Origin of the sequence: Pseudomonas sp. ES1 (assembly GCF_050586605.1) — a bacterium.
GTDB lineage: Bacteria > Pseudomonadota > Gammaproteobacteria > Pseudomonadales > Pseudomonadaceae > Aquipseudomonas > Aquipseudomonas sichuanensis.
In genome coordinates, this window is the sequence record NZ_JBOBDM010000040.1 from 13,054 (window position 1) to 26,093 (window position 13,040).

A 13,040-nucleotide genomic window follows, 5' to 3' on the forward strand; every position below is an offset into this window, starting at 1 on the left:
ACACATGCAATGGGAAGTTGTGATCGGGCTGGAAATTCATACCCAGCTCGCCACCCAGTCGAAGATTTTCTCCGGCAGCGCCACCACCTTCGGTTCCGAGCCGAACACCCAGGCCAGCCTGGTCGATCTGGGCATGCCCGGCGTACTGCCGGTGCTCAACCAGGAAGCCGTGCGCATGGCGTGCATGTTCGGCCTGGCAATCGATGCCGAAATCGGCCCGCGCAACGTGTTCGCGCGCAAGAACTACTTCTACCCTGACCTGCCCAAGGGCTACCAGATCAGCCAGATGGACCTGCCGATCGTCGGCAAGGGCCACCTGGACATCGCCCTGGAAGACGGCACCGTCAAGCGCATTGGCGTGACCCGCGCGCACCTTGAAGAAGACGCCGGCAAAAGCCTGCACGAAGACTTCAACGGCGCCACCGGCATCGACCTGAACCGCGCCGGCACGCCGCTGCTGGAGATCGTCTCCGAGCCGGACATGCGCAGCGCCAAAGAGGCCGTGGCCTACGTCAAGGCGATCCATGCCCTGGTGCGCTACCTGGGCATCTGCGACGGCAACATGGCCGAAGGCTCGCTGCGCTGCGACTGCAACGTGTCGATCCGCCCGAAAGGCCAGGCCGAGTTCGGCACCCGCTGCGAGATCAAGAACGTCAACTCGTTCCGCTTCATCGAGCGTGCGATCAACAGCGAAATCCAGCGCCAGATCGACCTGATCGAGGACGGCGGCAAGGTAGTGCAGGAAACCCGCCTGTACGACCCGAACAAGGACGAGACCCGCTCCATGCGCAGCAAGGAGGAAGCCAACGACTACCGTTACTTCCCCGACCCGGACCTGCTGCCGGTGGTCATCGAGCCCGCGTTCCTCGACAGCGTGCGCGCCGGCCTGCCGGAGCTGCCGCCACAGAAAGTCGAACGCTTCCAGAGCCAGTACGGCCTGTCGGCCTACGACGCCAACGTGCTGGCCTCCAGCCGCGAGCAGGCCGACTACTTCGAGCAGGTGGTGAAGATCGGCGGCGACGCCAAGCTGGCCGCCAACTGGGTCATGGTCGAGCTGGGCAGCCTGCTGAACAAGCTGGGCCTGGAAATCGACCAGTCGCCGGTCAGCGCCGAGCAACTGGGCGGCATGCTGCTGCGCATCCGTGACAACACCATCAGCGGCAAGATCGCCAAGACCGTGTTCGAAGCCATGGCCGCCGGTGAAGGCGATGCCGACAGCATCATCGAAAGCAAAGGCCTGAAGCAGGTCACCGACACCGGCGCGATCGACAAGATGCTCGACGAGATGCTCGCCGCCAACGCCGACCAGGTCGAACAGTACCGCGCCGCTGACGAAGCCAAGCGCGGCAAGATGTTCGGCTTCTTCGTCGGCCAGGCGATGAAGGCCTCCAAAGGCAAGGCCAACCCGGGACAAGTGAACCAATTGCTCAAGTCCAAGCTCGAAGGGTGACCTGAAAGCGCGGCGAGGGCTTCGCCCTCGTTCGCGGGTAAACCCGCTCCCACAGGACAGCGACATACCTGTGGGAGCGGGTTTACCCGCGAAGGGCCGCACAGCGGCCCCAATGGCGGAGCTTCCAAATTGCAGAAATATTTCCTCACCAGCCTCACCCTCTTCGCCCTGCTGGCCGGCTGCGCCAGCCACGACATCGACCCTCGCGGTTACAACGAAACCGGCACCGCCTCCTACTACGGCAGCCGCCACCACGGCAAACGCACCGCCAGTGGCGAACCGTTCAACCAGCACGGCCTCACCGCCGCCCACCGCAGCCTGCCCTTCGGCAGCCGGGTGCTGGTGACCAACCTCGCCAACCAGCGCAGCGTGGTGGTACGCATCAACGACCGCGGCCCGCACACACGCGGCCGGCTGATTGACCTGTCACGCGCCGCAGCAGAAAAAATCGGCATGCTCCGTAGCGGAACGGCGCGAGTCCGGGTACAAGGTCTGAGCGATTGACCTGACTGGAGCCCTCGCCATTTTCGACCTGGCCACCCTCCCCACCTTCAGCCTGCTGCAACTGGGCCTGGGCCTGCTGTTGCTGATCCTCGGCGCCGAGCTGCTGGTCCGCGCGGCGCTGCGCCTGGCCACCCGCCTGCATGTTCGCCCGCTGATCATCGGCCTGAGCCTGGTGGCGTTCGGCAGTACCGCGCCGCAACTCACCGTCAGCCTGCAGGCTGCCTATCAAGGCGCGCCTGATGTGGCGGTGGGCAGCGTGATCGGCAGCAATATCTTCAACGTGCTGGTGATTCTCGGCCTGGCCGCGCTGATCATTCCGCTGCGCGTGTCGCGCCAGCTGGTGCGCCTGGACATTCCCTTGATGATCGCCGCCAGCGGCCTGGTCTATCTGCTGGCCGGCAACGGCCAGCTGGGGCGCTTCGAAGGTGCGCTGTTGCTGCTCGGCCTGCTCGGCTACCTGCTGATGCTCCGGCACCAGTCGCGCCACCATGCGCGCACCTACCCGGCAGCGAATACGCCGGCCACAGGCGCCGGACGCTTCTGGAGCGGCGTATTGCTGCAGGTCTTCCTGGGCCTCGGCCTGCTGAGCCTGGCCGGGCACCTGCTGCTGCAGGCCGCCGTCGAGGTCGCTACCGACCTCGGGCTCTCCGAACGGGTTATCGGCCTGACCGTGGTCGCGGTGTGCACCTCGCTGCCGGAGTTGGCCGCCGCCCTGATCGCCGCGCTGCGCGGCGAGCGCGAGGTGGCCGTGGGCACGGTAATCGGCAGCAACCTGTTCAACCTGCTGGCGGTGCTGGGGCTGACCGCCGTGGTTGCACCCGAGCCGCTGTCGATCTCGCCCAACGCCCTGGATTTCGACCTGCCGGTAATGCTCGGAGTCGCGGCGCTATGCCTGCCGGTGTTCTATTCGGGCTTTCGGGTGACCCGCGCCGAGGGCTTGGTGTTCCTCTGCCTGTACCTGGCCTACGGCCTGCACGTGGTGACGTTCACCACCGGGCTGCCCCTGGCCGGGCGCCTGGAAAACCTGATGCTGTTCTACGTTCTGCCAGCGCTCGGCGTCGTGCTGCTGTATACGACGGTGCGCGCCTGGCGCCGCCAACACTAAGGAAAACAACATGGCTGACACAAAACAGACCGGCGAAAGCATTCGCCGCCAGGTGATGGGCGATGCCTTCGTCGACCGCGCCTTGGGCAACGCGACCGCGTTCACCCAGCCGCTGCAGGACTTCGTCAACGAACATGCCTGGGGCAGCGTCTGGGCCCGCGACGGGCTGCCACTGAAGACCCGCAGCCTGATCACCCTGGCCACGCTGACCGCGCTCAAGTGCCCGCAAGAGCTCAAGGGGCATGTGCGTGGGGCGTTGAACAATGGCTGCACGGTGGAGGAAATTCGCGAGGCGTTACTGCATTGCGCCGTGTATGCCGGCGTGCCGGCGGCGATCGATGCGTTCCGCGCGGCGCAGGAAGTAATCGACAGCTACCAGAACTGAGAGCTCACAAACCTCTTCGCGGGTTAACCCGCTCCCACAGGTACTGTGCATTCCCTGGGATGGCACAGCACCTGTGGGAGCGGGTTTACCCGCGAAGAAACCAACGCGACAACCGAAGTCAGGCCTTGGCCTGACGGTGCTTCTTCATGCGGAACGCCACCCACAGCACCAGGATCCACGCCGGGATCAGCATCACCGAGATACGAATCGGTGGCGTCAGGTACATCACCACCAGAATCAGCACGATGAACGCCAGGCACAGGTAGTTGCTCACCGGGTGCCCCCAACTGCGGTAGGTCGGCGTGATACCGGCCGCCAGCTTGGCCTTGCGGAACTTCAGGTGGGTGATGCTGATGCTCGCCCAGTTGATCACCAGCGCCGAAACGGCCAGGGCCATCAACAGGCCGAAGGCTTCACCAGGCATCAGGTAGTTGATCAGCACGCACATCCCCGTGGCGAATGCCGACACGCCCAATGCGGTGAGCGGCACGCCCCGGCGGCTGACTTTGAGCAGCTGGCGCGGCGCATCACCCTGGGAGGCCAGGCCGAACAGCATGCGGCTGTTGGCGTAAACGCAGCTGTTGTACACCGACAGCGCGGCGGTCAGCACCACCACGTTGAGGATGGTCGCCACCAGGTCGCTGTCCAGCTCGTGGAAGATCATCACGAACGGGCTACCGCCCTGCACCACCTTCTGCCACGGATACAGCGACAGCAGCACCGCCAGGGCACCGATGTAGAAGATCAGGATGCGATACACCACCTGATTGGTGGCCTTGGGGATGCTCTCGCGCGGGTTTTCAGCTTCGGCGGCAGTGATGCCGACCAGCTCCAGGCCGCCGAAGGAGAACATGATCACCGCCAGCGCCATGATCAGCCCGGTCACGCCATTGGGGAAGAAGCCACCGTATTGCCACAGGTTGGCGACGCTGGCGTCCGGCCCGCCGTGGCCGCTGCCCAGCAGCCAGGCGCCAAAGCCGATCATGCTGACGATGGCCACCACCTTGATCAGGGCGAACCAGAACTCCATCTCGCCATACACCTTCACCTGGGTCAGGTTGATGGCGTTGATGGCCACGAAGAAGATCGCCGCCGTGGCCCAGGTGGGGAAGTCCGGCCACCAGTACTGCACGTAGATGCCCACGGCGGTGAGCTCGGCCATGCCGACCAGCACGTAGACCACCCAGTAGTTCCAACCCGAGACGAAGCCTGCAAACTCGCTCCAGTAGTGGTGCGCGAAGTGGCTGAAGCTGCCGGCCACCGGTTCCTCGACCACCATCTCGCCAAGCTGGCGCATGATCAGGAAGGCCATCAGGCCGGCGACGGCATAGCCCAACAGCACGGAGGGGCCGGCCAGCTGGATGGTCTGGGCGATGCCCAGGAACAGCCCGGTGCCGATGGCACCGCCCAGCGCGATCAGCTGTATATGGCGATTCTTCAGCCCGCGCTGCAAGCGCTCGGGCGTGCTCTGGTCTTGCATGAAGTGTCCTTTAGGTGAGGCCGTGTTGTTGGTGTTGTGTGCAGTCAAGCTCTAGATCCAGCCGCCCCACTGCAAGACGAAAATTCCGATATTGGTGGTGATGGCCGCCATCAGTGTAGTGATCACGATGATCGAGGCGGCCAGTTCGTGGTTGCCGTTGGCCGCCCGCGCCATCACATAGCTCGCCGCCGCAGTGGGGCTGCCGATGTAGAGGAACAGGATGCCCAGCTCGGCCCCGCGGAAACCGCAGAGCCAGGCGCCCAGGGTACCCAGTAGCGGCAGCCAGACCATCTTCACCAGGCTCACATCGAACGCCAGCCTGCCGCTGTCGCGCAGCGCCGCCAGCGACAAGGTGCCACCGATGCAGATCAGCGCCAGCGGCAAGGTCATCTGCGCCAGGTAGTCGGCAGAGGTCAGCAGCCAGTTGGGCAGCGGCACCTGGCCATAGGCCATGGGCGTTGCGAGCAGCACGCTGATGATCAGCGGGTTGCTGAGAATGCTCTTGCAGATGCTCCACGGGTCGGACTTCAGGTCCGGGCTGTACACCGCCAGTACCACTGCCGACAGCGAGTTGTACATGAGGATGACCAGCCCGGCCAGCACCGCGCCGAGGGAGATACCGTAGTCGCCGTAGAGGCTGGCGGCCAGCGCCAGGCCGATCACGCCATTGTTGCCGCGAAATGCGCCCTGGGTGTAGATGCCTCGGTCCGCCTGCGGGCAGCGCCAGATCGCCAGGCCCCAGGCCAGGCCGAACCCCACCAGGGTGGCAACGATGAAGTAGAGGATGACCCCGGGCTTGACCGCGGCGGCCAAGTCGGCGTGGTAGATGCCAAGGAACAATAGCGCCGGCATGCAGACGTTGAACACCAGCGATGACGCGACCTTGCTGAAGTTGTCGTCGATCACGCGGATGCGCTTGAGCAGCACGCCCATGAACAGCATGGCGAACACGGGCGCCGTGATGTTCAGTGTCTGGATAAGAAGGGCGAGCATGCAGCCTGATCCTGGGAGTTGCCGTTAGGGGGCTAATCATACGTCAGTGCCAGGGCCTTGCGCCCATCGAAGGTGCCAGTTGGCAGCACAAACTGAGCTTGACGTAGGAAATTTCCCGAATATGATGGCAAATACTGTATATGCATACAGTTAAAAATGGATTATCCCGACATCGCAAGGAGCTGATCATGTCAGGAATGCAAACCGCGCCCGTGGCCAACCAAGCCCAGGCCAAACAGGTCGTTGCCGACCTCGATCAACTGTTCGATCCGCAGGGCATCGACCTTCCCGGGCCGGACAGCCAGCTGATGCTGGTCATGCACGGCCACCACACCCTCAAGTACCATCGCTTCGCCGTGCCGCAAGGCACAGGCCAGGCGCCCAAACGCAAACCCGAGCTGTTCTTCGAAGGGGGTGAGCACACCGCTATCGGTGACAACACCCTGCTGCGCTATGAAGCTGGCCAGCCGGGCATCCCCGCCCACCAGTCGCCCCTGCCGTTGCCCAACGGCCTGAGCCTGACCTACGGTCAGGTCATCGCCCTGGGCGGCGACTTCTATGGCGTGCCCGAGCGGCCCATCGCCGATGGCGCCAGCGAGGCCGAACGCATCACACGCTTCACCCAGGCCTTCGACTCCCTGGCTCGCCTGCCGGCGGCCAAGGAAGAAGCCGGGCAGATCCTCGCCGTGATGCAGGAAGAAATCGCCGCCGCCAACCAGGCCATCCAGGACGGCCGCCAGCCCCACGAAGCCTACGACGCACTGGGCGACAGCCTGTCGGCACGCTGGAATCGCATCACCGGCGGCGGCAGCTTCGCGTCCGACCTGTTCCCGCTTGGCCGCTACCTGAAGCTGGCCGCCAGCAACTGGGACCATTTCGGCCCCTGGGCGCTGCTGGCCTACCAGGCCGGCCACGCCGCAGCCTTGCAGCAAGCCGTGAAGGCGCATGCCAGTGGCGAGGAGCGGGACCTGCAACTGGCCTACGCCATGAATGCCTTCGCCGATCACTTCCTCACCGACCTGTTCTCCGCCGGCCATTTGCGGGTGCCGCGCAAGGCCCTGGCCGACAGCGTCACCCCGAGCGACGTCGGCTCGCTGATTTCGCGTTTCATGCACGATGAAGACAGCAAGTACGGCCTGCTGGTGCGCAACGCCGAAGGCGAGCAATGGCGCGCCTATGGCGACAAACGCTACTTCGACAGCGTCGATGTGGCCAACCGTCGCCAGGTTGGCCGGGCAGTGCAGCGCTCGGCCGACGAGGTGTTCCAGGCGTTCGTCGATGGCCGCCTGCCCTTGGCCAAGGACTATGCCGCCCTGCGCCTGGCACCAGATCTGCACGCCGCCGAGCAGGACCTGGTGCCGGGCAACTTTGCCCCGCTGTATTTCCAGAACGGCAAGACCGTGCTCCGGCGCAAGGACGTCAACAACCTCAACGACCGCGAGCGCATCGCCGACTGGTGGGGCTGGAGCACCTACCTGCTGCTCAAGGACTACAAGCCCAATACCCCCAGCGGATTCATCGCCCCACCGAGTGCGTCACCGGCCATCATTGGCTGGCAAAGCAGCGAACCGGATGGCCTCAACTGGCAGCGTGGCAACTCGGTGCGTTACGCCTTCAGCGTGAGCGAGCAGTTCAACGAATCCTATATCGGGCCGTGGAGCGCCTATGCCCTACTGGGCGAGCAGTTCCACCCGACCGTACAGGTGCCGCTGGACGGCAAGCAGCGCGGGCGCAACCTGTTCCGCCAGTTCCGCGGCGGCTCGCCGGAGCTGATCGCCAGCCTGAACGGCGTGGCAACCACTTACATCGATCGCAATGCGTGACAAGGAGGTCACCGATGAACATCAGGATCAAACTGGAGCTGGCTTCGGGTCAGTCGCTGGCAGGCATGCCGCTGGAGTTGCTGCGTGATGGCAAGGTCATTGGCCGGGCCAAGGTGCCGGCTGGAGGGCTGGTGGCGTTCGAGGCGCCTGCTGGTGCAGGGCAACTGGCGGTGCGAGTTGACCGCTCGGGGCTGAAAGCCTGACAGATTGCTTGGGCCGCCTTGCGGCCCTTTCGCTGGCAAGCCAGCTCCCACAGACAAGTTGTCAACACATCCTGTGGGAGCCGGCTTGCCGGCGATAGGGACGACGCGCTCTTAGCGCCGTACCGGGCGCTTCTGCAATTTGCGCTGCAAGGTGCGCCGGTGCATGCCCAGCGCTCGCGCGGTGGCGGAGATATTGCCTTCATGCTCGCCGAGCACGCGCTGGATATGCTCCCACTGCAAGCGATCCACCGACATCGGGTTTTCCGGCACCAGGGCATCCAGGTCGGTGTGCTCCGACAGCAGTGCAGCCAGCACATCGTCGGCATCTGCAGGTTTGCACAGGTAGTTGCAGGCCCCGCGCTTCACCGCTTCGACCGCAGTGGCGATGCTCGAGTAACCGGTCAGGATCACCACGCGCATCTCCGGGTCCAGCTCCAGCAGCTTGGGCAGCAGCACCAGGCCCGAATCGCCTTCCATCTTCAGGTCCAGCGTGGCGTAGTCCGGCAGGTCCTGCTCGGCCAGCTTCAGGCCCTCCTCGGCAGAGCCAGCGGTACTCACGCGGAAACCACGGCGGCTCATGGCCCGCGCCATGACCCGGGTGAAGGTGGCATCGTCATCCACCAGCAGCAGGTGCGGCAGTTCTTCGCCTTCGACCTGGTTTTCTTCGCTCATCATTCATCTCCTCGCTTGCCATGGGGCAGGCGCAATTCGGTCAGGGTGCCACCCTGCTCATGACTATAGAGTTTCACCGAACCGCCCGCACGCGTCACGCTGGCCTTGCTCAAGAACAGGCCCAGGCCGAAGCCTTTGCCCTTGGTGGTAATAAAGGGTTTGCCGATCGCTTCGGCAATGGCCGGCGGCATGCCGGGGCCATGGTCGCGGATGCTGATGACGATATCCTGGGCGTCCCAGTCAAGGCGCACCTCCAGGTCGTCCGGGCAAGCATCGGCGGCATTGTTCAACAGGTTCAGCAGGGCCTGGGTCAGGTCGGGCGGCGGCGCCAGCCGCGGTACCTGGCCATCACGCAGGCGCTGGAAACGGTAGCTGGCTTCAGGGCGCATCAGGTGCCAGCGGTTGAGCGCTTCGTCGAGCCAGGCCGTGACGTCCTGCTCGACGATGGCCAGGCGGCGGTTGGCTTCGGCGGCGCGTACCAGTTGCTGCAGGGTTTCCTTGCACAGCTTGACCTGGTCCTGAAGGATCTGCAGATCTTCCTGCAGCAACGGATCGGTGTGGTCCTGGCGCATTTCATTGAGCAGCACGCTCATGGTCGCCAACGGCGTGCCCAGCTCATGGGCGGCGCCGGCGGCCTGGGTGGCCACCGCCAGCAGTTGTTCGTCGCGCAGGCTCTCTTCACGGCGCTCGGCACGCAGGTGCTCCTGGCGGCGCAACTCCTCGGCCATGCGTGCGGCGAAGAAAGTAATCACCGCCGCGGCCAGGGCGATACTCAGCCACATGCCGTAGACCTGCATGGTGTCGCGCGACTGCGGCAAGGTTTCCAGCGGGTAGAACTGCACCAACAGCAGGCTGTAGGCCACCAGGGCGATGCCCGACAGCACCAGCGAGTAGATCCACGGCAGGGTGACGGCGGCGATCGCCAGCGGCACCAGGTAATAAGAGACGAAGGGGTTGGTCGAACCACCGGAGTAATACAGCAGCGCGCTGTGGATCAGCAGGTCGCAGGCCAGCTGCAGCGCATACTCGAGTTCGGTGACCGGCAGTGACAGGCGCAAGCGCACGGCGGTGAACGCGCACAGCAGCGACGACAGGGCCAGGGTGACCACCAGCGAGAACCATGGCAGCGGCAGCAACTCGGTCCAGTAGGCCACGCCCACGGAACCGGCCTGGGCAGCCAGCACAAGGATGCGGATGAAGGTCAGGCGCCAAAGGTTCTGGCGTGTAGCGGACAGCGGATGTGCGGCGGCGAGCATGAGCTCTCCCGATGAGGCTCCAAGAAAATCGGCTGGAGTATACCGAAGCCAGGCGCTTCACTGCAGCGATGCGGCAAAGCGCCACACGAGTCAGCTTCAAGACTCTAGCTACAAGCTTCAAGCGTTCTCGCGGCGAATCTTCATTAGATGCTCTGACCTTGGGGCTGTGAAACTTATCTCGATAATATTCACATACTTTCTTACAGCTTGCCGCTTGTCGCTTTGAACTGCCTAAACTGTCCCCGGTCTGATCGGCCATGCGTGGCACGAACGTTCTAACCACGCTTTTCATTGCCAAGGAGCTACACATGCACATTTCCCGTCGCGGCAAAGCCTTCGCCCTGTCCTGCGGCCTGCTCGCCACCCTGCCCGCCGTGGCCGCCGACGAGCCACGCTACAACCAGGTGTCGCTGCGCGCCGAAGTCAGCAAGGAAGTCGCCCGCGACCTGATGGTCGTGACGCTGTACAGCGAAGCGCAGAACAGCGACCCGGGCAAGCTCGCCAAGCAGATCACCGAAACCATGAACAAGGCCGTGCAGCAGGCCCGTGACGTGAAGGACGTGAAGATCAGCCAGGGCAGCCGCAACAGCTACCCGATCTACGACACCAAGGGCCAGAAGATCACCGGCTGGCGTGAGCGCGCCGAACTGCGCCTGGAAAGTGCCGATTTCCCGGCCCTGTCCAAGCTCACCGGCGAACTGCTGCAGGACCTGAAGATGGGCGGCATGGACTTCTCCATCGCCCCGGCCACCCGCAAGACCAGCGAAGACGAGCTGCTCAAGGATGCCGTGGCCGCGTTCAAGGCTCGCGCCCAGCTGGCCACCGAAGCGCTCGGCGGCAAGGGCTACAAGGTGGTCAGCCTGAACCTCAACAGCAGCGGCTACCCGCGCCCGTACCTGCGCAGCGCACCGATGGCGATGATGGCCAAGGCTGCCGACGAAGCGGCGCCAGCGCCCGATATCGAGGCCGGCACCAGCGAAGTCAGCATGAGCGCCGATGGCCTGATCGAAGTCCAGGTGCCCTGACCCCTCCAAGTGGATGTCCGTGGCGGTGAAATCCGCCTCGGACAGCACTTTCCGACTATTCCTACGCACTAATCAGGTGCGTCCACCTGTCATCGAAAATGCGAAACATCTTGAAATTCTTGCCATTTCAGGCCGCGCAAACGATCAACATTCGACAAACTTATATTTTTGCGACATCCATGTACGACCGTCCCACGTTTTGCCGCCAACCACTCTGCTGAGTGTTGCATTGGGAATAGCCCCTGCATAAGTATCCGCAGGTCGGCTCACGAGGCCGCCTCACTCTAAAAAAATGACAACAATGAGGCCACCATGCTCAAACACGCAGTCATTCCGTTCCTGGTCGGCGCAGGCTTGCTAGCCGGCGCTCCCTCCGCCCTCGCCGCGACCAACCTGGTGTTCTGCTCCGAAGGCAGCCCGGCCGGCTTCGACCCAGGCCAATACACCACCGGAACCGACTTCGACGCCTCGGCTGAAACCATCTTCAACCGGCTCACGCAATTCGAACGTGGCGGCACCGCGGTGATTCCGGGCCTAGCCACCAAGTGGGAAGTGTCCGACGACGGCAAGGCCTACGTCTTCCACCTGCGTGAAGGCGTCAAGTTCCACACCACCGACTACTTCAAGCCGACCCGCGAATTCAACGCCGACGACGTGCTGTTCACCTTCAACCGCATGCTCGACAAGGACCAGCCGTTCCGCAAGGCGTACCCCACCGAATTCCCGTACTTCACCGACATGGGCATGGACAAGAACATCGCCAAGGTCGAGAAGGTCGATGACCACACCGTGAAGTTCACCCTCAACGAGGTCGACGCCGCGTTCATCCAGAACCTGGCCATGAGCTTCGCCTCGATCCAGTCGGCCGAATACGCCGACCAGTTGCTCAAGCAAGGCAAGCCTGCCGACATCAACCAGAAGCCGATCGGCACCGGCCCGTTCGTGTTCAGCAAGTACCAGAAGGACGCGCAGATCCGCTACAAGGGCAACAAGGACTACTGGAAGCCCGAGGACGTGAAGATCGACAACCTGATCTTCGCCATCAGCACCGACGCTTCGGTACGCATGCAGAAGCTCAAGAAGAACGAGTGCCAGGTCACCCTGTTCCCCCGCCCGGCCGATATCCAGCCGCTGAAGCAGGACCCGAAGCTGAAGATGCCCGACCAGGCCGGCTTCAACCTCGGCTACATCGCCTACAACGTGATGGACAAGGTCAAGGGCAGCAACGAGCCTAACCCGCTGTCGCAACTCAAGGTGCGTGAAGCCCTGGACATGGCGGTGAACAAGCAGCAGATCATCGAGTCGGTGTACCAGGGCGCCGGCCAGCTGGCGGTCAACGCCATGCCGCCAACGCAGTGGTCCTACGACACCACCATCAAGGACGCCAAGTACGACCCCGAAAAGGCCAAGCAGCTGCTCAAGGAAGCCGGCATCAAGGAAGGCACCGAGATCACCCTGTGGGCCATGCCGGTGCAACGCCCGTACAACCCCAACGCCAAGCTGATGGCCGAAATGCTGCAGTCCGACTGGGCCAAGATCGGCATCAAGGCCAAGATCGTCAGCTACGAATGGGGTGAGTACATCAAGCGCTCCAAGGGCGGCGAGCAGGGTGCCATGCTGATTGGCTGGAGCGGCGACAACGGTGACCCGGACAACTGGCTGGGCACCCTCTATGGCTGCGACGCCATGGACGGCAACAACTTCTCCAAGTGGTGCTACAAGCCGTACGACGACCTGATCAAGCAAGCCAAGGCCACCCCCGACCAGGCCAAACGCACCGAGCTGTACAAGCAGGCGCAACACATCCTCAAGGAACAGGTGCCGATCACCCCGATCGCCCACTCCACCGTGTATCAGCCCATGAGCACGTCCGTGAAGGACTTCAAGATCAGCCCCTTCGGCCTGAACTCCTTCTACGGGGTAAGCGTGGACAAGTAACGGCCATGCTCGCCCCGCCCGCACGGTTTGCGGCGGGGCGACTACATGACCGGGCGGCGCGTAGGACTTTTCCAACGCAGTCGCCGGAATACTCCCGCTCCCTTATCAGTCTCTGAACCATGGCTCCCACGCCTTGACGACTCTATCGTCAGGGCCGGGATGTCATCGCCGCGCTTTGCCTGTCGCGGCCAGAAAAGACCAGGACA

The 13,040-nt window shown here is 63.7% G+C and carries 12 protein-coding genes; 8 read left to right on the top strand and 4 right to left on the bottom strand.

The window, feature by feature from the left end:
- Positions 1-4 precede the first annotated feature (4 nt).
- The 4 genes from gatB (at position 5) to ACQ4N9_RS17200 (ending at position 3,444) form a co-directional block, all read left to right on the top strand.
- Positions 5-1,450, top strand: coding sequence for an Asp-tRNA(Asn)/Glu-tRNA(Gln) amidotransferase subunit GatB (gatB, locus tag ACQ4N9_RS17185; RefSeq protein ID WP_125465358.1), 1,446 nt, complete (start codon positions 5-7; stop codon positions 1,448-1,450).
- Positions 1,451-1,579: 129 nt separating this feature from the next.
- A complete protein-coding gene (locus ACQ4N9_RS17190; protein ID WP_125860105.1) occupies positions 1,580-1,954 on the top strand; it encodes a septal ring lytic transglycosylase RlpA family protein in 375 nt (124 codons plus the stop codon).
- 61 nt (positions 1,955-2,015) lie between these two features.
- Positions 2,016-3,059 carry a calcium/sodium antiporter gene (locus tag ACQ4N9_RS17195; protein WP_390968480.1) on the top strand — a complete coding sequence of 348 codons (1,044 nt, stop codon included), beginning with the start codon at positions 2,016-2,018 and terminating at the stop codon, positions 3,057-3,059.
- A gap of 10 nt (positions 3,060-3,069) precedes the next feature.
- The gene (locus ACQ4N9_RS17200) at positions 3,070-3,444 is read left to right on the top strand and encodes a carboxymuconolactone decarboxylase family protein (RefSeq protein WP_125465361.1); all 375 of its coding nucleotides are present in this window, start codon (positions 3,070-3,072) and stop codon (positions 3,442-3,444) included.
- Positions 3,445-3,562: 118 nt separating this feature from the next.
- Here the strand turns inward: ACQ4N9_RS17200 and ACQ4N9_RS17205 are convergent, their stop codons facing one another.
- Complete coding sequence (locus ACQ4N9_RS17205) at positions 3,563-4,924, bottom strand: amino acid permease (RefSeq protein WP_390968395.1); 1,362 nt, start codon at positions 4,922-4,924, stop codon at positions 3,563-3,565.
- Positions 4,925-4,975: 51 nt separating this feature from the next.
- A complete protein-coding gene (locus ACQ4N9_RS17210; RefSeq protein ID WP_125465363.1) occupies positions 4,976-5,917 on the bottom strand; it encodes an AEC family transporter in 942 nt (313 codons plus the stop codon).
- A 188-nt stretch (positions 5,918-6,105) separates the two neighbouring features.
- Here ACQ4N9_RS17210 and ACQ4N9_RS17215 point away from each other — a divergent pair, with 188 nt between their 5' ends.
- Together ACQ4N9_RS17215 and ACQ4N9_RS17220 are read left to right on the top strand one after the other, a co-directional pair.
- Positions 6,106-7,740, top strand: coding sequence for a phospholipase (locus tag ACQ4N9_RS17215; RefSeq protein ID WP_390968397.1), 1,635 nt, complete (start codon positions 6,106-6,108; stop codon positions 7,738-7,740).
- A 14-nt stretch (positions 7,741-7,754) separates the two neighbouring features.
- Complete coding sequence (locus tag ACQ4N9_RS17220) at positions 7,755-7,943, top strand: hypothetical protein (RefSeq protein WP_390968399.1); 189 nt, start codon at positions 7,755-7,757, stop codon at positions 7,941-7,943.
- A gap of 111 nt (positions 7,944-8,054) precedes the next feature.
- On the opposite strand, the gene ACQ4N9_RS17225 is transcribed toward ACQ4N9_RS17220, so the two are convergent.
- Together ACQ4N9_RS17225 and ACQ4N9_RS17230 are read right to left on the bottom strand one after the other, a co-directional pair.
- Complete coding sequence (locus ACQ4N9_RS17225; RefSeq protein WP_390968401.1) at positions 8,055-8,615, bottom strand: response regulator transcription factor; 561 nt, start codon at positions 8,613-8,615, stop codon at positions 8,055-8,057.
- Complete coding sequence (locus ACQ4N9_RS17230) at positions 8,615-9,871, bottom strand: ATP-binding protein (RefSeq protein WP_110993463.1); 1,257 nt, start codon at positions 9,869-9,871, stop codon at positions 8,615-8,617. Before ACQ4N9_RS17230 ends, ACQ4N9_RS17225 begins: the two co-directional genes overlap by 1 nt.
- Before the next feature lie 308 nt (positions 9,872-10,179).
- Between ACQ4N9_RS17230 and ACQ4N9_RS17235 the strand changes: the two genes are divergently transcribed.
- Positions 10,180-10,896 (top strand): SIMPL domain-containing protein, encoded by a 717-nt coding sequence (locus ACQ4N9_RS17235; RefSeq protein ID WP_125465366.1) that lies wholly within the window; start codon positions 10,180-10,182, stop codon positions 10,894-10,896.
- 312 nt (positions 10,897-11,208) lie between these two features.
- Complete coding sequence (locus ACQ4N9_RS17240; protein WP_125465367.1) at positions 11,209-12,834, top strand: ABC transporter substrate-binding protein; 1,626 nt, start codon at positions 11,209-11,211, stop codon at positions 12,832-12,834.
- The last annotated feature ends 206 nt before the right edge of the window (positions 12,835-13,040 follow it).

Bases quoted from the DNA above. Each gene is read 5' to 3' on its own strand.
- gatB (WP_125465358.1), top strand. From the start codon at position 5: ATGCAATGGGAAGTTGTGATCGGGCTGGAAATTCATACCCAGCTCGCC.
- ACQ4N9_RS17200 (WP_125465361.1), top strand. From the start codon at position 3,070: ATGGCTGACACAAAACAGACCGGCGAAAGCATTCGCCGCCAGGTGATG.
- ACQ4N9_RS17205 (WP_390968395.1), bottom strand. From the start codon at position 4,924: ATGCAAGACCAGAGCACGCCCGAGCGCTTGCAGCGCGGGCTGAAGAAT.
- ACQ4N9_RS17210 (WP_125465363.1), bottom strand. From the start codon at position 5,917: ATGCTCGCCCTTCTTATCCAGACACTGAACATCACGGCGCCCGTGTTC.
- ACQ4N9_RS17215 (WP_390968397.1), top strand. From the start codon at position 6,106: ATGTCAGGAATGCAAACCGCGCCCGTGGCCAACCAAGCCCAGGCCAAA.
- ACQ4N9_RS17220 (WP_390968399.1), top strand. From the start codon at position 7,755: ATGAACATCAGGATCAAACTGGAGCTGGCTTCGGGTCAGTCGCTGGCA.
- ACQ4N9_RS17225 (WP_390968401.1), bottom strand. From the start codon at position 8,615: ATGAGCGAAGAAAACCAGGTCGAAGGCGAAGAACTGCCGCACCTGCTG.
- ACQ4N9_RS17230 (WP_110993463.1), bottom strand. From the start codon at position 9,871: ATGCTCGCCGCCGCACATCCGCTGTCCGCTACACGCCAGAACCTTTGG.
- ACQ4N9_RS17235 (WP_125465366.1), top strand. From the start codon at position 10,180: ATGCACATTTCCCGTCGCGGCAAAGCCTTCGCCCTGTCCTGCGGCCTG.
- ACQ4N9_RS17240 (WP_125465367.1), top strand. From the start codon at position 11,209: ATGCTCAAACACGCAGTCATTCCGTTCCTGGTCGGCGCAGGCTTGCTA.